This is a genomic window from Pseudomonas oryzihabitans, from assembly GCF_007665395.1.
GTDB classification, from domain to species: Bacteria; Pseudomonadota; Gammaproteobacteria; order Pseudomonadales; family Pseudomonadaceae; genus Chryseomonas; species Chryseomonas psychrotolerans_C.
Genome location: NZ_VDND01000002.1, coordinates 188,762 through 210,594, shown reverse-complemented (window position 1 = coordinate 210,594; position 21,833 = coordinate 188,762). Strand labels below are relative to the sequence as shown.

Genomic DNA, 21,833 nt, shown 5'->3' with positions numbered 1-21,833 from the left:
TCCCGGACAGGGGGCGCCCCTGGGCGCCCGTCTGGCAATCAGTAATGGACGACGGTGCGGATGCTCTTGCCTTCGTGCATCAGCTCGAAGGCTTCGTTGATCTGCTCCAGGCCCATGGTGTGGGTGATGAAGGTGTCCAGCGGAATCTCGCCGCTCTGCGCCTTGCGCACGTAGCCGGGCAGTTCGCTGCGGCCCTTGACGCCGCCGAAGGCGCTGCCGCGCCAGACGCGCCCGGTCACCAGCTGGAACGGGCGGGTGCTGATCTCCTGGCCGGCACCGGCCACGCCGATGATCACCGACTCGCCCCAACCCTTGTGGCAGCACTCGAGGGCCGCGCGCATCAGGTTGACGTTACCGACGCACTCGAAGCTGTAGTCGACGCCGCCGTCGGTCAGCTCGACGACCACTTCCTGGATCGGCTTCTGGTGATCCTTGGGATTGATGAAGTCGGTGGCGCCCAGCTCACGGGCGATGTCGAACTTGGACGGGTTGATGTCGATGGCGATGATGCGGCTGGCCTTGGCCATCTTGGCGCCGATGATGGCCGCCAGGCCAATGCCGCCCAGGCCGAAGACGGCGACGGTGGCGCCCTCTTCCACCTTGGCGGTGTTGAGCACGGCGCCGATGCCGGTGGTGACGCCGCAACCCAGCAGGCAGACCTTCTCCAGCGGTGCCTCCTGGGGAATCTTGGCCACCGAGACCTCCGGCAGCACCGTGTATTCGGAGAAGGTGGAGCAGCCCATGTAGTGGTAGATCGGCTCGCCGTTGTAGGAGAAACGGGTGGTGCCGTCCGGCATCAGGCCCTTGCCCTGGGTGGCGCGCACCGAGCTGCACAGGTTGGTCTTGCCGGATTTGCAGAATTTGCACTGGCCGCATTCGGCGGTGTACAGCGGGATCACGTGATCACCCACGGCGACCGAGGTCACGCCCTCGCCCACCGCCTCGACGATGCCACCGCCCTCGTGACCGAGGATGCAGGGAAAGACCCCTTCCGAGTCCTGGCCGGACAGGGTGTAGGCATCGGTGTGGCAGACGCCGGTGGCGACGATGCGGATGAGCACCTCGCCAGCCTTGGGCGGCTCGACGTCCACCTCGACGATCTTCAGGGGCTCATTGGGCGCGAAGGCTACGGCAGCGCGGGACTTGATCATGGTCGACTCCAGGAGGGCGAAAAACGAAGGGGATCAGTTTAGACGCCTGATCTCCTGGAACAATCGGGCATACTGGAATTCATTTTTGCCATAGGGAAACAATCATGGGCTGGGAGGGTATCGACGAATTCGTCGCCGTGGCGAGTACCCTGCACTTCGGCCAGGCCGCCGATCGCCTGGGGACGTCTACCTCCCACGTCAGTCGTCAGGTGGCGAAGCTGGAAGAGCGCCTGCAGGCGCGGCTGCTCTATCGCAGCACCCGCAGCGTGGCCCTCACCGAAGCCGGCCATACCTTCCTGCAGCACTGCCGCCGGCTGCAGGAGGCCCGCGACGAGGCCCTACGCGAGGTGAGCGATCTCTCCAGCCAGCCCAAGGGGCTGATCCGCATGACCTGCGCCGTCACCTATGGCGAGCGTTTCGTCGTGCCCCTGGTCAACGACTTCCTCGCCCGTCATCCCGAGGTGAGCCTGGAACTGGACCTGACCAACCGCACCGTCGACCTGTTGCACGAAGGCTACGACCTGGCCATCCGCCTGGGGCGCCTGGCCGACTCGCGCCTGGTGGCGACCCGGCTGGCACCACGGGAGCTCTACCTGTGCGCCGCGCCGAGCTATCTGGAGCGCTTCGGCGCGCCCCATACCCTGTCCGAACTGAGTCGCCATCGCTGCCTGGTCGGCACCAGCGATATCTGGAGCTTTCGCGAAAACGAACGCGAGGTCCTCCATCGCGTCCAGGGCGTCTGGCGCTGCAACAGCGGCCAGGCCGTCCTCGACGCCGCCCTGCGCGGCTTCGGCCTGTGCCAGTTGCCGGACTACTACGTGCTACCGCACCTGGCCCGTGGCGAACTGCGCGCCCTGCTGGACAATCGCCAGCCACCCAACAGCGCGGTCTGGGCCCTCTATCCACAGCGGCGCTTCCTCTCGCCGAAGATCCGTCTGCTGGTGGAGCACCTCAAACAGGGGTTGAGCACGCCACGCCCGGGCGGCCGCCACCCATCCGGAAGCTGAGCGCAGCGGAGGAACCGGGTCTTTCGGCCGCTCTTCGAAAGGGATAACGATCGCCGCATACCGCCCTCCTGGCGCCGCGGCGTCTCTCGCAGCCGGAGGTCCCATGAACGACACCCTCGATCATCACGCACTCGCCACCTGGATGAAGGCGGCGGTCCCGCCCTGCCTGTCGCTCTATCTGCCCACCGAGCGCGCCTTCCCGCAGCGCGAGCAGAACGTCATCCGTTTCAAGAATCTGCTGCGCAGCGTCGAAGCCGAGGTACGCCAGCGCTTCCCCGACGCCGATACCACCGCCCTGCTCGCGCCCTTGACCGCCCTGATCGATGACGCCGACTTCTGGCATCACCCACGCGGTGGGCTGATCATTCTGCGCGACCGCGACCATTTCCACCTGCTCAAGGTGGCTGGCGGCGTGCCGGAGACGGCGATGGTCAACCACCATTTCCACCTCCAGCCACTCCTGCAACTCGCCCAGGGCACCGGCCGCTACCAGGTGCTGTGCCTGTCCCGCGACCATGCCCGCCTGTTCGAAGGCAGCCGCGACAACCTGGTGGAGATCGAATTGGCCGAAGGCGTGCCCCGGACCCTGGAAGAGGCCCTGGGTACCGACCTGACCGAAGGCAACCAGCGCGGCCTGCCCCAGGGCTTCGGCCGGGCCAGCGAGCGCGGCGACGCCATGCAGCACAATGCCGGCGGCATCAGCAAACATGACGAACAGAACGTCGATCGCGAACGCTATTTCCTCGCCCTGGATCGTGCCCTCACCCGCGAGCACTCGCAGCCGAGCAAGCTGCCCCTGCTACTCGCCGCCCTGCCGGAGCACCAGGCGGTCTTTCGCCGGATCAGCAACAACCCCCTGCTACTGGCCGAAGGACTCGCGGGCGATCCGGGTCCCCTCGACAATGAAACCCTGAGGCAGAAGGCCTGGGCGGTCATGGCGCCGCACCTGGATGGTCATCTGACCGAGTTGCTGGACACCTATGCCCAACGCCAGGGCCAGGGCCTGGCCTCGGATCGGCTGGAAGACATCGGTGGCGCCGTGCTGGATGCCCGGGTCGACACCCTGCTGGTGGAGGCAGAGCGGTGCATTCCCGGCCACCTGGACGTCGATCGCCGCTTGCTGGTGCCTTCCGACCCGGCCGGCGCGAACACCGAGGACCTCTTGGACGAACTCAGCCTGCAGACCCTGCAACAGGGTGGCCAGGTACTGGTGCTGCCGCGCGAGCGGATGCCGGGGAAGACTGGCGCCGCAGCCATCTATAGATTCTAGGCTCTGCCTGAAAAGTGCCTGCGCTCGCCCATGCTGCGTTGAAAATCAGCTCGGAATGCTCATTTACCATTTGTAAACTCCGCTTCCTCGCTAATTTTCGCCTTGCCTGGCCTTCGCTCCGCGACTTTTCAAACAAGCCTAGGAGGCTGGAGTGTCCGCCAAGGCATCGAGCTGCCAGCTGCGGCGCAGCCATTCCAGGTCTTCCGGCCGGGTGATCTTGAGATTGTCCGGCCGGCCCTCCACCAGGCGCGGTGCCAGGCCCGCCCATTCCATGGCCGAGGCCTCGTCGGTCACGGCGACACCGGCGGCCAAGGCATCGGCTAGGGCCCGACTCAGCGGCCCCAGACGGAACATCTGCGGCGTATAGGCCTGCCAGACCAGGCTGCGATCCAGGGTCGCGGCGATCCGGCCATCGGCACCGGCGCGCTTGAGGGTATCGCGCACCGGCACGCCGAGCAGGCCGCCTATGTCATCGTCCGCCAGGCAGGCCAGGAGGTGATCGATATCGCTGCGCTGCAGGTTGGGCCGCGCGGCATCGTGCACCAGCACCCAGGCGTCGTCCGCCACGCCTTGGGCGCTCAGCAGCAACAGCGCCGACAGTACCGAGCTGGCGCGTTCGGCGCCGCCTTCGGCGCAGCGAATGCGCGCGTCCTGGGCGAGGGGCAACTGGGGCCACCAGGGATCGTCGTTGGCCAGCGCCACCACGATACCCAGGGTACCGGGATGCTCAAGGAAAGCCGCCAGGGTGTGCTCGATGACGCTACAACCGGCCAATTCGAGGTACTGCTTGGGGCGATCCGCGCGCATGCGCGAACCAACGCCCGCGGCCGGCAGGACGGCCCAGAACGAAGGTGCAGGAGTCATCTATTTCGATTGCAGAAAGAGGGTTTCGCCCTGTTTGACCATGCCGAGTTCGTGGCGGGCACGCTCCTCGACGGTCTCCATGCCCTTCTTGAGCTCGGCGACCTCGGCTTCGAGGATCTCGTTGCGCTCCAGCAGCCGCGTGTTCTCGCCATTCTGGTCGGCGATCTGCTGCTTGAGGTCGCGCACCTGGGCGAAGCTGCCATCACCCACCCACAGGCGATACTGGAGACCGCCGAGCAGCAGGAGCAGGAAGGGAAACAGCCAGTAGGGACTTCGCATGGACGGTACGGATTCGCGGACGGCGGATGCCACAAGGGACGGCGGCAAAAACGAAAACAGGATAGAAGCCCGGCTCTACGCTTGTAAACTGGGCATCTATCCTGTGTTTGGTCAGACGACTGAGGAGGCGGCGACCTGGATCGCCACCTCCGCGTTCGCATAGCCCTTAGCTACGGAACTCGGCGCGACCGCGGTAAGGCGCCTTGGCACCCAGTTGCTCTTCGATGCGCAGCAGCTGGTTGTACTTGGAGACGCGGTCGGAACGGCACAGCGAACCGGTCTTGATCTGACCGGCGGCGGTACCCACGGCAAGGTCGGCGATGGTGGAGTCCTCGGTCTCGCCGCTGCGGTGGGAGATCACCGCGGTGTAGCCGGCGGCCTTGGCCATCTGGATGGCTTCCAGGGTCTCGGTCAGGGAGCCGATCTGGTTGAACTTGATCAGGATCGAGTTACCGATGCCCTTCTCGATGCCTTCCTTGAGGATCTTGGTGTTGGTGACGAACAGGTCGTCGCCCACCAGCTGCACCTTGCTGCCGATCTTGTCGGTCAGGGCCTTCCAGCCGGCCCAGTCGGACTCGTCCATGCCGTCTTCGATGGAGATGATCGGGAACTGCTCGGTCAGGCCGGCCAGGTAGTCGGCGAAACCGTTGGCGTCGAAGGCCTTGCCCTCGCCGGACAGATCGTACTTGCCGTCCTTATAGAACTCGCTGGAAGCGCAGTCCAGGGCCAGGGTCACGTCGGTGCCCAGCTCGTAGCCGGCCTTCTGTACGGCTTCGGCGATGGCGGCCAGGGCGTCGGCGTTGGAGGCCAGGTTAGGCGCGAAGCCGCCTTCGTCACCCACGGAGGTGCTCAGGCCACGGGCCTTGAGTACGGCTTTCAGGTGATGGAAGATCTCGGCGCCCACGCGCAGGGCGTCGGCGAAGCTCTTGGCGCCGACCGGCTGGACCATGAATTCCTGGATGTCGACGTTGTTGTCGGCATGCTCGCCGCCGTTGATGATGTTCATCATCGGCACCGGCATGGAGTACTGACCGGGGGTGCCGTTCAGGTTGGCGATGTGGGCGTAGAGCGGCAGGTCCTGGTCTTCGGCGGCGGCCTTGGCGGCGGCCAGGGAGACGGCCAGGATGGCGTTGGCGCCCAGCTTGGCCTTGTTGTCGGTACCGTCCAGCTCGATCATGGCGCGGTCCAGGGCCTTCTGGTCGGCAGGATCCTTGCCCAGCAGCAGGTCGCGGATCGGACCGTTGATGTTGCCCACGGCCTTCAGCACGCCCTTGCCCAGGTAGCGGCTCTTGTCGCCGTCGCGCAGCTCCAGGGCCTCGCGCGAACCGGTGGACGCGCCGGACGGCGCGGTGGCGCGACCGACGATACCATTGTCCAGGATCACGTCCGCTTCAACGGTGGGGTTGCCGCGGGAATCCAGGACCTCACGTCCCTTGATGTCGACGATGTTAGCCATTTTTGTATCGATCTCCATATTACCGGTCATTGACGGATCAGCCTTCGGCTTCCCGCGGGCCTTTTGGTTCAGCGACTGCTCAGGCAGTTTCAATCGGCGTGAACGACTTCACCAGCTCGTCCAGCTCCTTGAGCTGGGCCAGGAAGGGCTCCAGCTTGTCCAGGCGCAGGGCACAGGGGCCGTCGCACTTGGCGTGTTCGGGATCCGGATGGGCTTCGAGGAACAGGCCGGCCAGGCCCTGGCTCATGCCGGCCTTGGCCAGGTCGGTGACCTGGGCGCGGCGGCCGCCAGCCGAATCGGCGCGCCCGCCCGGCATCTGCAGGGCATGGGTCACGTCGAAGAACACCGGGTAGCCGAAGCTCTTCATGATGCCGAAGCCGAGCATGTCGACCACCAGGTTGTTGTAGCCGAAGGAGGAGCCCCGCTCGCAGAGGATCAGCTGGTCGTTGCCGGCTTCTTCGCACTTGGCGAGGATGTGCTTCATCTCCTGGGGCGCGAGGAACTGGGCCTTCTTGATGTTGATCACGGCGTCGGTCTTGGCCATGGCCACCACCAGGTCGGTCTGCCGCGAGAGAAAGGCCGGCAGCTGGATGATGTCGCACACCGCCGCCACCGGGGCGGCCTGGTAGGGCTCGTGGACGTCGGTGATCACCGGCATGCCGAAGGTGGCCTTGAGCTCTTCGAAGATGCGCAGGCCGGCTTCCATGCCCGGACCGCGGTAGCTGGTCACGGAGGAGCGGTTGGCCTTGTCGAAGCTGGCCTTGAAGACATAGGGGATGCCCAGCTTCTCGGTCACCTTGACGTATTGCTCGCAAACCTGCATGGCCAGGTCGCGGGATTCCAGTACGTTCATGCCGCCGAACAGCACGAAGGGCTTGTCGTTGGCGATCTCGATGTTGCCGACGCGGACGATCTTCTGCACGGTCATGCTCAATCCTTCTTGGCGTAACGCAGGGCAGCGTTGACGAAGCCGCTGAATAGCGGATGGCCGTCACGCGGGGTGGAGGTGAACTCCGGGTGGAACTGGCAGGCGACGAACCAGGGATGATCCGGGGCCTCCACCACTTCCACCAGGGCGCCGTCGCCCGAGCGGCCGGAGATCTTCAGGCCGGCGGCCTGGATCTGCGGCAGCAGGTTGTTGTTGACCTCGTAGCGGTGACGATGGCGCTCGACGATGACGTCCTGGCCGTAGCAATCGTGCACCAGGGTGCCGTCGCTCAGCTGGCACTCCTGGGCGCCCAGGCGCATGGTGCCGCCCAGGTCGGAGCCTTCGGTACGGATCTCGGTGGCGCCGGTGGAATCCTGCCATTCGGTGATCAGACCGACCACCGGGTGGCCGCTGGCCTTGTCGAATTCGGTGGAGTTGGCGTCCTTCCAACCCAGCACGTTACGGGCGAATTCGATGACCGCCACCTGCATGCCCAGGCAGATGCCCAGGTAGGGGATCTTGTTCTCGCGGGCGTACTGCACGGTGGCGATCTTGCCTTCCACGCCGCGCAGGCCGAAGCCGCCGGGAACCAGGATGGCATCGACGCCCTTGAGCAGGTGGGTGCCCTGCTGCTCGATGTGCTCGGAGTCGATGTAGCGCAGGTTGACCTTGGTGCGGCTCTGGATGCCGGCGTGGGTCATGGCCTCGATCAGCGACTTGTAGGCGTCGAGCAGCTCCATGTACTTGCCGACCATGGCGATGGTGACTTCGCGCTCGGGGTTGAGCTTGGCGTCCACCACCCGGTCCCACTCGGACAGGTCGGCCGGCTTGCACTCCAGGCCGAAGCGCTCGACGACGAACTCGTCCAGGCCCTGGGCATGCAGCACGGACGGGATGCGGTAGATGGTGTCGACGTCTTCCAGGGAGATGACCGCGCGCTCTTCGACGTTGGTGAAGAGCGCGATCTTGCGGCGCGAGGAGCTGTCGACGGTGTGGTCGGAACGGCAGATCAGCACATCGGGTTGCAGGCCGATGGAGCGCAGTTCCTTGACCGAATGCTGGGTCGGCTTGGTCTTGGTCTCGCCGGCGGTGGCGATGTAGGGCACCAGGGTCAGGTGCATCAGCATGGCGCGGCGCGCCCCGATCTCCACCCGCAGCTGGCGGATGGCTTCGAGGAAGGGCTGCGACTCGATGTCACCGACGGTGCCGCCGATCTCCACCAGGGCCACGTCGGCATCGCCGGCGCCCTTGATGATGCGTCTCTTGATCTCGTCGGTGATGTGCGGGATCACCTGCACGGTGGCGCCCAGGTAGTCGCCGCGCCGCTCCTTGCGCAGCACGTCCATGTAGATGCGGCCGGTGGTGAAGTTGTTGTTCTGGGTCACGGTGGTGCGGATGAACCGCTCGTAGTGCCCCAGGTCCAGGTCGGTCTCGGCGCCGTCGTGGGTGACGAACACCTCGCCGTGCTGGAAGGGACTCATGGTGCCGGGATCCACGTTGATGTAGGGATCCAGCTTGAGCATGGTGACCTTCAGCCCTCTCGCTTCCAGAATGGCGCCCAAGGAGGCCGAGGCGATGCCTTTCCCCAAAGAAGAAACAACACCGCCCGTGACGAAAATAAAGCGCGTCATGAAAATTCCTAGAATCTGCGTTGAGGCGGAGAGCCGCCGATGAAAGCGAGAGCGGTCGGCCTGCTGCCGGACCAATGCACACCGTCCACTCGGAGCGAGCGGAAAATGCGGTACAAGACGGGAGCGTAGTCTAGCCTAAAGGTCATCCCAGCTCAAACCCGCCCATGCCGTCTGCGGGCAGCCATTCGAGCCGCCCGCCACCCGGCAGCCCATCCAGGCCGGGCAGATTGGCCACCGCCAGCAGTTCGTCGCCGCGCCAGAGCAGCGGCAAACGGCCGCGCAGGAACGGCGGCACCCCGCGCTCGTTGAGCAGGCGCTTCAGATCGCGGGTGCCGCGACCGGGCACCACCAGGCGTTCGCCGCCCTGACGATAGGCGATCCGCCAGTCGGCTTCGGCGCCCTGCCCGGCGAAGACCAGTCGACCATTGCCGGGGAGTGCCAGGGTAGGTGCTTGCGCGGTGACGACCAGGGGTTGTGGCGCCCCCGACCACCTCGCGGGCACCCACCAGATTCGCCCCGCCCCGCGACGCACGCTGCCGCCTTCCAGTTGCCAGCGCGGATCGCTCGCCTCACCGCCCTCGCGCAGTGCCTGCCAACCGGCCCAGTGGGCACTGTCCGGCTGGCGGGTCAAGGACGCCAGCCAGGCGCGCAGGGCATTGCGCTGCCGCGCCTCGCTCAAGGCGCGCAAGGGCGCCAGGGCCAGGCTGGGCAGCGGTAGCCAGGCGAAAGCCGGCTCGCCGGCGCGGGCCTGCTGCAGATCGAGGGTAGCCAACTCGCCGAGCAAGACCTCGGCCTCGGCCAGATGAGCGGCACTGCGCGCCATGACCTGGTCGACGCCCGGCCAACGATTTCTCAGCCGTGGCAACACCTCGTGCCTGAGGTAGTTGCGATCCAGCTGGCTATCGGCATTGCTGGGATCTTCGATCCACACCAGCCCCGCGGCCTCGGCATAGGCCAACAGGGTGCTGCGCGGCTCGTCCAGCAAGGGTCGCCAGAGACGTCCGGCAGCCAGGGGGCGCTCGCCCGGCATGCCGGCCAGTCCCTTAACCCCGGCGCCGCGCACCAGACGCTGCAGCAGCGTTTCCAGCTGATCGTCACGATGCTGGCCGAGTAGCAGGCAGCCCCCCGCCGGCAGGACCCGGGCGAAGGCGGCATAGCGCGCCTCGCGGGCAGCGCGTTCGAGACTGGCGGCCTGGTCGGGGCGGACGTGGTGGACATCCAGGGGCACTGCCAACGCCGCACAGACCGCGGCGCAGTGGCTGACCCAGGCATCGGCGGCCGACTGCAGGCCATGGTGCACGTGGACCGCCTGCAGGTCGGCGAGCAGGCCGCGCTCACGCAGCTGCACGAAGAGATGCAGCAGGACGGTGGAGTCGAGTCCGCCGGAGAAGCCGACCCGCCAGTGGCGGGTCGGCGGCTGCCGCGCCAGGCGGGCCTGCAGCCGGTCCAGCAGACTCATGGGGGCGGGATCAGGAGATGCCGTAGCTCATCAGGCGCTCGTAGCGACGCTCCAGCAGCGCCGGCACGTCATAGCCCTTGAGGTCGTCGAGTTGTTGCAGCAGCGCGCTGCGCAGGCTGGCGGCCATGGTCTGGGGATCGCGGTGCGCGCCACCCAGGGGCTCGTCGATCACCTGGTCGACGATGTTCAGGCTCTTCAGGCGCTCGGCGGTGATGCCCATGGCCTCGGCGGCATCGGGGGCCTTCTCGGCGGTCTTCCACAGGATGGAGGCGCAGCCCTCCGGCGAGATCACCGAGTAGGTGGAGTGCTGCAGCATGTTCAGTTGGTCGCAGACCCCGATGGCCAGGGCGCCACCGGAACCACCCTCGCCGATCACGGTGGCGATGATGGGGGTCTTCAGCCGCGCCATGACGCGCAGGTTCCAGGCGATGGCCTCGCTCTGGCCACGCTCCTCGGCATCGATGCCCGGATAGGCGCCGGGGGTATCGATGAAGGTCAGGATCGGCATCTTGAAGCGCTCGGCCATTTCCATCAGGCGGCAGGCCTTGCGATAGCCTTCCGGACGCGGCATGCCGAAGTTACGGCGCACCTTCTCGCGAACTTCACGACCCTTCTGGTGACCGATGATCATCACCGGACGACCTTCCAGGCGGGCGATGCCGCCCACGATGGCCGGATCGTCGGCGAAGTGGCGATCACCGTGCAGCTCTTCGAAATCGCTGAACAGGTAGCCGATGTAGTCGAGGGTATAGGGCCGCAGCGGATGCCGCGCCAGGCGGGCGACCTGCCAGCTGGACAGGTCGCTGAAGATGCTCTTGGTGAGCGCCTGGCTCTTCTCCTGCAACCGGGCGATCTCGTCACTGATGTTCAGCGCATTGTCGTTACCGACCAGTCGAAGTTCTTCGATCTTGGCCTGGAGATCGGCGATAGGCTGTTCGAAATCGAGATAGTTCGGGTTCATGGGCATCCGTTAGTGCAATCTAGAGCCAAGGGCCGGGGCGCCTACCTTAAGGGATCGGACGGGACAGGTCGAGACTCCTGCCGCGTCACCGGCACCCACCGCTGGCGGGGGTTGGGACGGAGCGCACGAGGCGCTCGGACTTAACGATAGTTGAGAAAGACGTTCTCCCTGCCGAACTGGTCACGCAGGGTTTGAATCAAGCCATCGGCCGGGTCGATCCGGTACTGTTCGCCGAACTGCAACAACGCCCGTGCGCTGGGGCCCTGATAGTCGATGGTGACCGGGCAGGCGCCGCGGTGGCGACCGCAGAGTTCGCCCAGCCAGCGCAGCCGGTCGCCGGCCAGGGCCTCGCTGCGCACGGCGATCCTCAGGCTTTCCGCCAGGGCGGTACGGGCCTCCTCCAGCCCCAGCACCCGCTTGGCACGCAGGCGTAGACCACCGGAGAAGTCGTCCTGGCTGACCTCGCCCTCCACGATCACCAGGGCATCGGTCTGCAACAGGGCCTGGGCGGCGTTGAAGGCCTCGGCGAACAGCGAGGCCTCGATGCGCCCGGAGCGATCGTCCAGGGTGACGAAGCCCATCTTGTCGCCGCGCTTGTTCTTCATCACCCGCAGGTTGACGATCAGCCCGGCCACGGTCTGGGTCTCGCGCGACGGCTTGAGGTCGACGATGCGCTGGCGCGCCAGGCGGCGCACCTCGCCTTCGTATTCCTCGATGGGGTGACCGGTCAGGTACAGCCCCAGGGTTTCCTTCTCGCCACGCAGGCGTTCCTTGAGGTTGAGCTCCCGGGCGCGGCGGTGGTTGGCGTAGACGTCCGCCTCGGGCTCGGCGAAGACCCCGCCGAAAAGGTCGACGTGGCCGCTGTTGTGGCTGCGAGCCGTCTGCTCGGCCGAGGCGATGGCCTCTTCCATGGCGGCCAGCAGCACGGCGCGATTCTGGTCGATGGTCGCCTGGTAGGCCTTGAGCTCGTCGTGGTAATGCGGCCCCAGGCGATCCAGGGCACCGGAGCGGATCAGGGCTTCCAGGGTGCGCTTGTTGATGCGCTTGAGGTCGACCCGGGCGCAGAAATCGAAGAGATCCTTGAACGGCCCCTCCGCCCGCGCCTCGACGATGGCCTCCACCGGCCCCTCGCCGACGCCCTTGATGGCGCCCAGGCCGTAGACGATGCGCCCGCCGTCGTTGACGGTGAACTTGAACTCGGAAATGTTCACGTCCGGCGTATCGATGCGCAACTTCATGTGGCGGCATTCCTCGATGAGGATCACCACCTTGTCGGTGTTGTGCATGTCCGCCGACAGCACCGCCGCCATGAAGGGCGCCGGATAGTGGGTCTTCAGCCAGGCGGTCTGGTAGGACACCAGTCCATAGGCGGCCGAGTGCGACTTGTTGAAGCCGTAACCGGCGAACTTCTCCACCAGGTCGAAGATGTTGCCTGCCAGCTCCGCATCGATGCCGTTGTTGGCGCAACCCTCGATGAAGCCGCCGCGCTGCTTGGCCATTTCCTCGGGCTTCTTCTTGCCCATGGCGCGGCGCAGCATGTCCGCCTGGCCGAGGGTGTAGCCACCCATGACCTGGGCGATCTGCATCACCTGTTCCTGGTAGAGGATGATGCCGTAGGTGGGCGCCAGGACCGGCTGCAGGCCGTCGTACTGGTAGTCCGGGTGCGGATAGGCCAGCTCGGCGCGGCCGTGCTTGCGGTTGATGAAGTCGTCCACCATGCCCGATTGCAGCGGACCGGGGCGGAACAGCGCCACCAGGGCGATGAGGTCTTCCAGGCAGTCCGGCTTGAGCTTCTTGATCAGCTCCTTCATGCCGCGGGATTCCAGCTGGAAGACGGCGGTGGTCTCGGCCTTCTGCAGCAGGGCGTAGGTCGGCTTGTCGTCCAGCGGGATGAAGTCGATGTTGAGCGGTTCGCGCCCTTCCGCCTCTTCCGTGCGGTTGATGGTCTCCAGTGCCCACTTGATGATGGTCAGGGTACGCAGACCGAGGAAGTCGAACTTGACCAGGCCGGCCTGCTCGACATCGTCCTTGTCGAACTGGGTCACCAGGCCGTTGCCGTCTTCGTCGCAGGCGATGGGCGAGAAGTCGGTCAGCTTGGTCGGCGCGATCACCACGCCCCCGGCGTGCTTGCCAGTACCCCGGGTGATGCCCTCGAGCTTCAGGGCCATGTCCCAGATTTCCTTGGCGTCCTCGTCGGTCGCCAGGAAGTCGCGCAGCACCTCTTCCTGCTCATAGGCCTTCTGCAGGGTCATGCCCACTTCGAAGGGGATCATCTTCGACAGGCGATCGGCCAGGCCATAGGACTTGCCCTGTACCCGCGCCACGTCGCGCACCACCGCCTTGGCCGCCATGGTGCCGAAGGTGATGATCTGGCTCACCGCCTCGCGACCATAGAGGTCGGCCACGTACTCGATCACCCGGTCGCGGCCGTCCATGCAGAAGTCGACGTCGAAGTCGGGCATGGAGATCCGCTCGGGATTGAGGAAGCGCTCGAACAGCAGGTCGTAGGCCAGCGGATCGAGGTCGGTGATCTTCAGCACATAGGCCACCAGCGAGCCGGCACCCGAGCCCCGGCCGGGGCCGACCGGCACGCCGTTGTTCTTCGCCCACTTGATGAAGTCCATCACGATGAGGAAGTAACCGGGGAAGCCCATCTGGATGATGATGTCGAGCTCGAAGTTGAGCCGGTCGACGTACTCCTGGCGCTTCTCCTCGTAGTTGGGCGTGGTCTCGCGCGGCCAGAGCACCGCCAGTCGTTCTTCCAGGCCCTCGAAGGAGACGTGGCGCAGGTAGTCGTTGATGGTCATCCCGTTGGGAATCGGGAAATTGGGCAGGAAGTACTTGCCCAGCTGGATCTCGATGTTGCAGCGCTTGGCGATCTCGACGGTGTTTTCCAGCGCCTCGGGCAGGTCGCTGAACAGCTCGGCCATCTCGGCGGCCGACTTCAGGTACTGCTGGTCGCTGTACTTGCGCTCGCGGCGGGGGTCGTCCAGCGGACGGCCTTCGCCGATGCAGACGCGGGTCTCGTGGGCCTCGAAATCCTCGGGCTTGAGGAAGCGCACGTCGTTGGTGGCCACCAGGGCGCCGCCACAACGATCGGCCAGGGCCACCGCCGCGTGCAGATGCTCCTCGTCGCCGGCCCGCTCGGTGCGCTGGACCTCCAGGTAGAAGCGCTCCTGGAAGACCTGCTGCCACTCCTCGAACAGCTGGTCGGCCAGGGCCAGGTCGCCTTCGAGCAGCGCCAGGCCGATCTCGCCTTCCTTGGCGCCGGACAGGGCGATCAGCCCTTCGCTGGCGTCTTTCACCCAGTCGCGCTGAATGACGATCTGACCGTCTCTCTGCCCTTCCTGGAAACCGCGGGACAGCAGCTCGGTGAGATTGCGATAGCCCTTGGCGTTCATCACCAGCAGGGTCAGCCGACTCAGGGGGGCGTCGCTGTCGCGCCCGGCGAGCCAGATGTCCGCCCCGGCGATGGGCTTGATCCCGGCGCCCATGGCGGCCTTGTAGAACTTCACCAGCGAACAGAGGTTGCCCTGGTCGGTCACCGCGACCGCCGGCATCCCGGCCGCTTCGGCCGCCTTGACCAGCCCCTTCACCCGGACGATCCCGTCGACCAGGGAGTATTCCGTGTGCAGACGCAGATGGACGAAGGATGCGGACATGGTAGAGACCCCTTGATGCGTGAGGCGCGGGATTGTACCGGATAGTCGAAGCGGGGTCAGACCGCCGCGACGGCCGTCAGTAGGTCGCGATGATCTGGGTGGAGGCCTGGGTCTCGAGGGCGTGCCAGGCGTCGCGCACCGGAGCGAAGGAGCGCCGATGGATGGGCGTCGGGCCCAGGCGCCTGAGCGCCTCCAGGTGCTCGGCGGTGGGATAGCCCTTGTGCCCCGCCAGGCCATAGCCGGGATAGAGCACGTCCAGCGCCTGCATCTCGCGGTCGCGGGTCACCTTGGCCAGGATCGAGGCGGCGGCGATCGCCGGTACCTGGCTATCGCCCTTCACCACCGGCGAACTGGGCACGGCGAGCTTGGGACAGCGATTGCCGTCGATCAGCGCGAGCCGCGGCTGCACCTGGAGCCCTTCGACGGCACGCTGCATGGCCAGCATGGTGGCATGCAGGATGTTGAGCCGGTCGATCTCGGCGACCTCGGCGCGGGCCACGCACCAGGCCAGGGCCTTTTCCTGGATCTCCTCGAACAGGGCTTCGCGGCGCAGCAGCGACAACTTCTTGGAGTCGTTCAACCCAAGGATGGGCTTGCCCGGATCGAGGATGACCGCGGCGGTCACCACGGCGCCACAGAGCGGACCGCGGCCCACTTCGTCGACCCCGGCGACCAGCGCCTCGACCAGGTTGAAGTCCAGGCCCAGCTGCATCAGCCGCGCTCCCGCAAGAGCTCCAGCACGGCGCGCGCCGCCTGCACCGAGGCATCGCGCCTCAGGCTGAGATGGATGGCCGCGAAACTGTCGGTCTGCTGCTCGGGGTGCTCCAGCAGCGGCAGCAACTCGGCGACCAGCCGCTCCGGCGTCGCCTCGTGCTGGATCAGCTCGGGCACCAGCTTGCGCCCGGCCAGCAGGTTGGGCAGCGAGATATAAGGGCTCTTCACCAGCTGCTTGAGGATCAGGTAGGTCAGGGGCGCCACCCGGTAGGCCACCACCATGGGCCGCTTGAACAGCAGCGTTTCCAGGGTCGCGGTGCCGGAGGCGATCAACACGCCATCGCAGGCGGCCAGCACCTCGTGGGAGCGCCCATCGGTCAGCAGCAGCGGCAACGGTGACCGCCCTGCCAGCAGTTGCTCCACCTGCGCGCGCCGCGCGGCGTTGGCGCAGGGCAGCACGAAGCGCACCTCGGGTCGTACCGCCAGCAACTGGGCGGCGGCGTCGAGGAACAGCGCCCCCAGGCGCCCTACTTCACCGCCGCGGCTGCCCGGCAACAGAGCGATGACCTGCCCGTCCTGGGGCAGCCCCAGGGCCTGGCGCGCGGCCAGGCGGTCGCTGTCCAGCGGAATGGTGTCGGCCAGCGGATGGCCGACGAAGCGTACCGGTACCTGCTGTTCCTCGTAGAAGCGCGCCTCGAAGGGAAACAGGGTCAGCATCAGGTCGCAGCCGTCGCGGATCTTCAGCACCCGCTTCTGTCGCCAGGCCCAGACCGAGGGACTGACGTAGTGCACCGCCGGGATGCCCGCGCGATGCAGCTGGGCCTCGATCTCGAGGACGAAATCGGGGGCATCGATGCCGATGAAGACGTCAGGACGGGCCTCGAGCAACTGGGCGATCAGCGCCTTGCGCCGGCCCAGCAGTTCACGCAGCCGACCGAGCACCTCGACCAGGCCCATGACCGCCAGGCGTTCCATGGGGAATTCGGAGATCAGGCCTTCGGCTTCCATCCGCGGACCGCCAACGCCCATGAAGGAAATATGCGGATGCTGCGCCCGTAGCGCCTGCATCAGCCCGGCGCCGAGCAGATCGCCCGAGGCCTCTCCCGCCACCAGCGCCACCCGCAGTGGGCGCTGGGCGAACTCAGCGGGTGATGCCACGCGTGGCACTCAGGATGGAGTCACGGAATACCGCCACTTCGGGAAACTGCTGAGCCACCGGCTCCAGTTCCCTCATGGCCTCATCGACGGTCAGTCCCTGGCGGTAGACCACCTTGTAGGAACGCCGCAGCGCCTGGACGGCTTCGGTGGAGAAGCCACGACGCCGCATGCCCTCGAAATTCATGCTGCGGGCTTCGGCCGGGTTACCGAATACCGTGACGTAGGCCGGTACATCCTTGCCGATCGCCGTGCCCATGCCGGAAAAGCTGTGGGCGCCAATGCGGCAGAACTGGTGCACCAGGGTATAGCCGGAGAGGATCGCCCAGTCGTCGACGTGCACATGGCCCGCCAGGGCGGTGTTGTTGACCAGGATGCAATGATTGCCGATCACGCTGTCGTGCCCGATGTGCACATAGGCCATCAGCAGGTTGTGATCGCCAAGGGTGGTCTCGGCGCGATCCTGCACCGTCCCGCGGTGGATGGTGACCCCCTCGCGGATGACGTTGTGATCGCCGATGCGCAAGCGGGTCGGCTCGCCCCGGTACTTGAGATCGGGCGTATCCTCGCCAATCGACGAGAATTGGAAGATGCGATTGTGACGACCGATGACGGTCGGGCCCTTGAGGATGACGTGGGGACCTATAACGGTACCCTCGCCAATCTCGACATCCGGCCCGATGATCGACCAGGGGCCGACCTGGACATCGGCGGCGAGCCGTGCCTGGGGGTCGACGATAGCCCTGGGGTCGATCAACGTCATAGCTTGCGTTCCGCGCAGATGATTTCGGCCGAGCAGACGGGCTTGTCGTCCACGCTGGCCTGGCATTCGAATTTCCAGATACCGCGCTTGGTGCTTAGGAAGCGCGCCTCGAGGATCAGCTGGTCACCCGGAGTGACCGGCTGGCGAAAGCGCAGCTTATCCGATCCGACGAAGTAGTACAGGGTGCCATCGGCGGGCGAGGAATTCATCATCTTGAAACCCAGCACGCCAGCGGCCTGCGCCATCGCCTCGACGATGAGCACGCCCGGCATGATCGGGTGCTGGGGGAAATGACCGGTGAAGAACGGCTCGTTGATGCTGACGTTCTTGTAGGCACGAATGCGTTTGGCTTCGATATCCAGCTCCGTCACGCGATCCACTAGCAGAAAGGGATAGCGATGCGGGAGATATTCACGGATCTCGTTGATGTCCATCATGGTCGGGGAAGGCCTGTTCAGAAAGGGGAAACATCCGATGCAGAATCAAGCATCAGAAGCAGCGTCATCCCGCGAGGTCACGGTAGCAACGATTTTTTCCAGATGTTGCAGACGGCGGGCCATGTCGTCGAGGTGACGAATCCGCGCGGCGCTCTTCTTCCACTCCCCGGCGGGCTGCATGGCCGTACCGGAGGAATAGGCGCCTGGCTCGGTGATCGAGCGGGTCACCATGGTCATACCGGTGACGAACACGTTGTCGCACACCTCGATATGACCGACCATGCCCACGCCGCCGGCGATGGTGCAGTGTTTGCCGATCTTGGTACTGCCAGAGATACCGACGCAGGCGGCCATGGCGGTGTGCTCACCGACCTGGACGTTGTGCGCGATCATGATCTGGTTGTCGAGCTTCACCCCATCGCTGATGACCGTGTTCGCCAGGGCGCCACGGTCGATGGTGGTGTTGGCGCCGATCTCGACGTCGTCGCCGATCACCACGCCACCCAGCTGGGCGATCTTCTGCCACTGGCCGCGCTCGTTGGCGAAGCCGAAGCCCTCGGCACCGATCACGGCACCGGACTGCACCACCGCGCGCTCGCCGATGATCACGTCGTGATAGAGGGTGACCCGCGGAGCCAGCCAGCTGTCGGCGCCGATGACGCTGCGCGCACCCACCACGCAATGGGCACCCAGGCTGACGCCCGCCCCTATGTATGCCTGGGCCTCGATCACCACAAAGGGACCGATGGCCGCCGTCGGATCGACCTGGGCATCCGCCGCGACCAACGCCGTCGGATGGATACCGGCCGCGCTGCGCGGCTTGCGATCGAACAGATGGGACAGGCGCGCATAGGCGAGGTAGGGATTGGCCAGGATCAGGGCGTCGCCGGCATAGCCGTCGGCATCCTTGTCCGTCAGCAGCACCGCGCCCGCCCGGGTATCGGTCAGGTAGCGGCGATACTGCGGATTGGCGAGGAAACTCAACTGGTCCGGACCGGCCTCCGGCAAGGTGGCGAGGCCGGTTACCAGGCGCTCGGGCGAACCGCGCAATTCAACGGTCAGCTGGCGGCTTTCCAGCCACTGCGCCAGCTCGCCCAGCGTGAAGGTCTTCGAGCTCATCAACGACCCGCGTTCATGCGCTCGATCACCTGGCGGGTGATGTCGTATTGCGGCTTCACGTCGACCACGGCGCCACGCTCCAGTACCAGGTCGTAGTCACCCTTCTTCAACACCTCTTCCACCGCCTTGTCCAGGCGCGGCTTGAGCAGCTTCAGCATGTCGCGATCCGAGGCCGCCTTGGCGTCGTTGAGTTCCTTGGACTGGAACTGGAAGTCCCGGGCCTTCTGGCGGAAATCGTTTTCCAGGCGGGTACGCTCGGCTTGCGCAAGCTTGTCACCGCCCTTGTTCAGCTTGTCCTGGATGTCCTTGGCGGAGCTTTCCAGGCCCTTCAGCTTGTTCAGCTGGGGACCGAACTTCTTCTCGGAATCCACCGCGTACTTCTTGGCGGCGTCGGACTCCAGCAGGGCCATCTGGTAGTTCAGCACGGCGATCTTGGTGTCGGCGAAAACCGGAGCGGCCACGAGAACGGCAGCGAACAGAGCGTAACGGGTGTACTTGTGCACAGTTGACTCCTGCATAGCGCGCAAAGGTGTTGCCTGGGTCAGAACGTCTGACCCAGCGAGAACTGGAAGATCTGCGGATCGGAGTTGCTCGGTTTCTTGACCGGCACCCCGAGGCTGAAGCTCAACGGACCCAGGGCGGTGACCCAGGTCAGGCCGACGCCGACGGAGCTGGCCATGTTGGAGAAGCTGATATCGCCGCAGTTTTTGGTCGAGTTCAGGTAGCACTTGGTGCTGAACACGTTACCCACGTCCCAGAAGAGTACGGTACGCAGGGACTTCTGGTCCTTCACGAAGGGCAATGGGAACAGGTATTCCATACCGCCGGTGATCAGGACGTTGCCACCGAAGGCCTCATCATTCTCACTATCACGATAGCCCTGACCTTGAGAGCCGTATTTAGTACCTAGCTCGGGTCTATCCCGGTCTATGTATTGCGGCGGGGTTGTCCTTGGTCCAAGGCTGCTGTCCTCGAAACCCCGTACCGAGTTGAAGCCACCGGCGTAGTAGTTCTCGTAGAACGGCAGGCCGTCGGTGCTGCCATAGCCGTCGCCGTAGCCCAGCTCGGTATGGAAGCGCAACGCGGTATTGTCGGTCAGCGGCGTGAACAGCTGGCCGCGATAGTCAAGCTTGTAGAAGCTCAGGTCGCTGCCGGGGATGGTGATCTGGCCGGTCAGGCTCTGGGACGCACCCCGGGTCGGCAACACACCGCGGTTCAGCGTCGAGCTCGACCAGCCGATGCTGGCCTTGAAGTTGGTGAAGTTGTCCCCTTCCCGCTCGACGAAATCGTAGATCTCGTCCGCGCTGTAGGTACCCGGATTGATCTCGTCGCGCTGCACGCTCAGGCCGTAGGTCAGGCGCGAGGTCTCGCTGATCGGGTAGCCCAGGGTGACACCGGTACCCAGGCTGTTGATCGAGTAGTAGGAGACGTCACTGTCGTACAGTTTGCTGTAGTCGGTGCTGCGGTAGAAGATGTTGTAGCCCAGGCTCACGCCATCCGGCGTGAAGTAGGGATCGGTGAAGCTGAAGTTGTAGCGGCTCTGGTACTGGGAACGGGTCAGGCCGATGCTGACCTGGTTGCCGGTACCCAGGAAGTTGTTCTGGCTGATGGAGCCACCGAGGATCAGGCCCGCACTCTGGGCGAAACCGATGCTGGCGGTGATGGAGCCCGACGGCTGCTCCTCAACGTTGTAGTTGACGTCGACCAGGTCATCGGTACCCGGTACCTGGGGCGTCTCGACCTTGACTTCCTTGAAGTAGCCCAGGCGCTCGAGGCGGGTCTTGGACTGGTCGATGAGGTAGGTGGAGGCCCAACCGCCCTCCATCTGGCGCATCTCGCGGCGCAGCACCTCGTCCGAGGTCTTGGTGTTGCCACGGAAGTTGATGCGATTGACGTAGGCCCGCTTGCCTGGATCGACCACGTAGGTCAGGGACACGCTGTGGTCGTCGTCATGGGGCTCGGGCAGGCCATTGACGTTGGCGAAGGTGTAACCCTCGTTGCCCAGGCGCCGGGTGATCAGGTCCGAGGTACTGGTCATCACCTTGCGCGAGAACACCTGGCCCGGCTGGACCAGCATCAGCTTGCGCAGCTCTTCCTCCGGGACCTTGAGGTCGCCGGACAGCTTGACGTCACGAACGGTGTACTTCTGCCCTTCGTTGACGTTGACGGTGATGTAGACGTGCTTCTTGTCGGGCGTGATGGACACCTGGGTCGAGGTGATGTCCATGTTGATGTAGCCGCGGTCGAGGTAATAGGAGCGCAGTCGCTCCAGGTCACCCGACAGCTTTTCCCGGGAGTACTTGTCATCGTTGCGGAAGAACGACAACCAGTTGCTCGGCTTGAGCTCGAACAGCGAGGTCAGGTCGTCTTCGGGGAAGACGGTGTTGCCCACCACGTTGACGTGGGAGATGGTCGCGACCTCGCCCTCGTTGATGGTGATCTTCAGCTGCACGCGGTTGCGCGGCTGGGGCACCACTTCGGTATCGATGCTGGCGGAGTAGCGGCCCTGGGCGACGTACTGGCGCAGCAGCTCGTTACGCACGCCTTCCAGCGTCGCACGCTGGAAGATCTCGCCCTCGGCGAGACCGGCCTGCTTGAGCCCCTTCATCAGGTCGTCGGTGGAGATGGCCTTGTTGCCTTCCAGGGTGATGCTGGAGATGGACGGCCGCTCGACGACGTTCACCACTAGTACGTTACCGTCACGACCCAGCTGGATGTCCTGGAAGAATCCGGTACGGAAGAGCGAGCGGGAGGCCTCGGCCAGGCGATTGTCATCGACCGCCTCGCCCACGTTCAGCGGCAGGGCGCCGAAGACGCTGCCGGACGATACACGTTGCAGTCCGTTGACGCGGATATCGGAGATGGTGAAGGACTCGGCGTGTACCTCGCCGATCATCAGCGCGGCTATTACCGCAGGTAGCAGCAGGCGTTTCATGAGTCCCTTTTATTCCAACTGGCAAATAAAGAATCTGCCGCA

The 21,833-nt window shown here is 65.3% G+C and carries 18 protein-coding genes; 2 read left to right on the top strand and 16 right to left on the bottom strand.

Features of this window, described 5'->3' with window-relative positions; genetic code table 11:
- Nucleotides 1–38: 38 nt before the first annotated feature.
- Entirely contained in the window at nt 39–1,151 is a 1,113-nt protein-coding gene (locus tag FSV73_RS04865; protein WP_108581293.1) for an S-(hydroxymethyl)glutathione dehydrogenase/class III alcohol dehydrogenase, read from the bottom strand.
- Nucleotides 1,152–1,252: 101 nt separating this feature from the next.
- Between FSV73_RS04865 and FSV73_RS04860 the strand changes: the two genes are divergently transcribed.
- Complete coding sequence (locus FSV73_RS04860) at nt 1,253–2,158, top strand: LysR substrate-binding domain-containing protein (protein WP_145004724.1); 906 nt, start codon at nt 1,253–1,255, stop codon at nt 2,156–2,158.
- A 103-nt stretch (nt 2,159–2,261) separates the two neighbouring features.
- On the top strand, nt 2,262–3,428 hold the full coding sequence (locus FSV73_RS04855) for a baeRF3 domain-containing protein (protein WP_145004721.1): 1,167 nt from the start codon (nt 2,262–2,264) through the stop codon (nt 3,426–3,428).
- A 138-nt stretch (nt 3,429–3,566) separates the two neighbouring features.
- Here the strand turns inward: FSV73_RS04855 and ispD are convergent, their stop codons facing one another.
- The 15 genes from ispD to bamA form a co-directional block, all read right to left on the bottom strand.
- The gene (ispD, locus tag FSV73_RS04850; RefSeq protein WP_145004718.1) at nt 3,567–4,292 is read right to left on the bottom strand and encodes a 2-C-methyl-D-erythritol 4-phosphate cytidylyltransferase; all 726 of its coding nucleotides are present in this window, start codon (nt 4,290–4,292) and stop codon (nt 3,567–3,569) included.
- A complete protein-coding gene (locus FSV73_RS04845) occupies nt 4,293–4,571 on the bottom strand; it encodes a septum formation initiator family protein (protein WP_145004715.1) in 279 nt (92 codons plus the stop codon).
- Between the two features lie 166 nt (nt 4,572–4,737).
- Nucleotides 4,738–6,027, bottom strand: a complete 1,290-nt coding sequence (eno, locus tag FSV73_RS04840) for a phosphopyruvate hydratase (protein ID WP_145004712.1) — start codon at nt 6,025–6,027, stop codon at nt 4,738–4,740.
- 79 nt (nt 6,028–6,106) lie between these two features.
- Nucleotides 6,107–6,955, bottom strand: a complete 849-nt coding sequence (gene kdsA, locus FSV73_RS04835) for a 3-deoxy-8-phosphooctulonate synthase (RefSeq protein WP_145004709.1) — start codon at nt 6,953–6,955, stop codon at nt 6,107–6,109.
- Nucleotides 6,956–6,957: 2 nt separating this feature from the next.
- Complete coding sequence (locus tag FSV73_RS04830; protein WP_145004706.1) at nt 6,958–8,586, bottom strand: CTP synthase; 1,629 nt, start codon at nt 8,584–8,586, stop codon at nt 6,958–6,960.
- 142 nt (nt 8,587–8,728) lie between these two features.
- On the bottom strand, nt 8,729–10,045 hold the full coding sequence (gene tilS, locus FSV73_RS04825) for a tRNA lysidine(34) synthetase TilS (RefSeq protein WP_145004704.1): 1,317 nt from the start codon (nt 10,043–10,045) through the stop codon (nt 8,729–8,731).
- 10 nt (nt 10,046–10,055) lie between these two features.
- Nucleotides 10,056–11,006 carry an acetyl-CoA carboxylase carboxyltransferase subunit alpha gene (locus FSV73_RS04820; RefSeq protein ID WP_145004701.1) on the bottom strand — a complete coding sequence of 317 codons (951 nt, stop codon included), beginning with the start codon at nt 11,004–11,006 and terminating at the stop codon, nt 10,056–10,058.
- Nucleotides 11,007–11,146: 140 nt separating this feature from the next.
- Nucleotides 11,147–14,668 (bottom strand): DNA polymerase III subunit alpha, encoded by a 3,522-nt coding sequence (dnaE, locus tag FSV73_RS04815; RefSeq protein WP_145004699.1) that lies wholly within the window; start codon nt 14,666–14,668, stop codon nt 11,147–11,149.
- Nucleotides 14,669–14,744: 76 nt separating this feature from the next.
- On the bottom strand, nt 14,745–15,380 hold the full coding sequence (gene rnhB / locus FSV73_RS04810) for a ribonuclease HII (protein ID WP_145004696.1): 636 nt from the start codon (nt 15,378–15,380) through the stop codon (nt 14,745–14,747).
- A complete protein-coding gene (gene lpxB, locus FSV73_RS04805; RefSeq protein WP_186309179.1) occupies nt 15,380–16,507 on the bottom strand; it encodes a lipid-A-disaccharide synthase in 1,128 nt (375 codons plus the stop codon). The genes rnhB and lpxB overlap by 1 nt, the downstream gene beginning before the upstream one ends.
- A 16-nt stretch (nt 16,508–16,523) precedes the next feature.
- Nucleotides 16,524–17,300, bottom strand: a complete 777-nt coding sequence (gene lpxA, locus FSV73_RS04800; RefSeq protein ID WP_145004691.1) for an acyl-ACP--UDP-N-acetylglucosamine O-acyltransferase — start codon at nt 17,298–17,300, stop codon at nt 16,524–16,526.
- Entirely contained in the window at nt 17,297–17,737 is a 441-nt protein-coding gene (fabZ, locus tag FSV73_RS04795; protein WP_140217599.1) for a 3-hydroxyacyl-ACP dehydratase FabZ, read from the bottom strand. The genes lpxA and fabZ overlap by 4 nt, the downstream gene beginning before the upstream one ends.
- A gap of 45 nt (nt 17,738–17,782) precedes the next feature.
- Entirely contained in the window at nt 17,783–18,856 is a 1,074-nt protein-coding gene (gene lpxD / locus FSV73_RS04790; protein WP_145004688.1) for a UDP-3-O-(3-hydroxymyristoyl)glucosamine N-acyltransferase, read from the bottom strand.
- Nucleotides 18,856–19,374 (bottom strand): OmpH family outer membrane protein, encoded by a 519-nt coding sequence (locus FSV73_RS04785; RefSeq protein ID WP_437179260.1) that lies wholly within the window; start codon nt 19,372–19,374, stop codon nt 18,856–18,858. The genes lpxD and FSV73_RS04785 overlap by 1 nt, the downstream gene beginning before the upstream one ends.
- A gap of 23 nt (nt 19,375–19,397) precedes the next feature.
- Nucleotides 19,398–21,791, bottom strand: coding sequence for an outer membrane protein assembly factor BamA (gene bamA, locus FSV73_RS04780; RefSeq protein ID WP_145004685.1), 2,394 nt, complete (start codon nt 21,789–21,791; stop codon nt 19,398–19,400).
- Nucleotides 21,792–21,833: the final 42 nt, after the last annotated feature.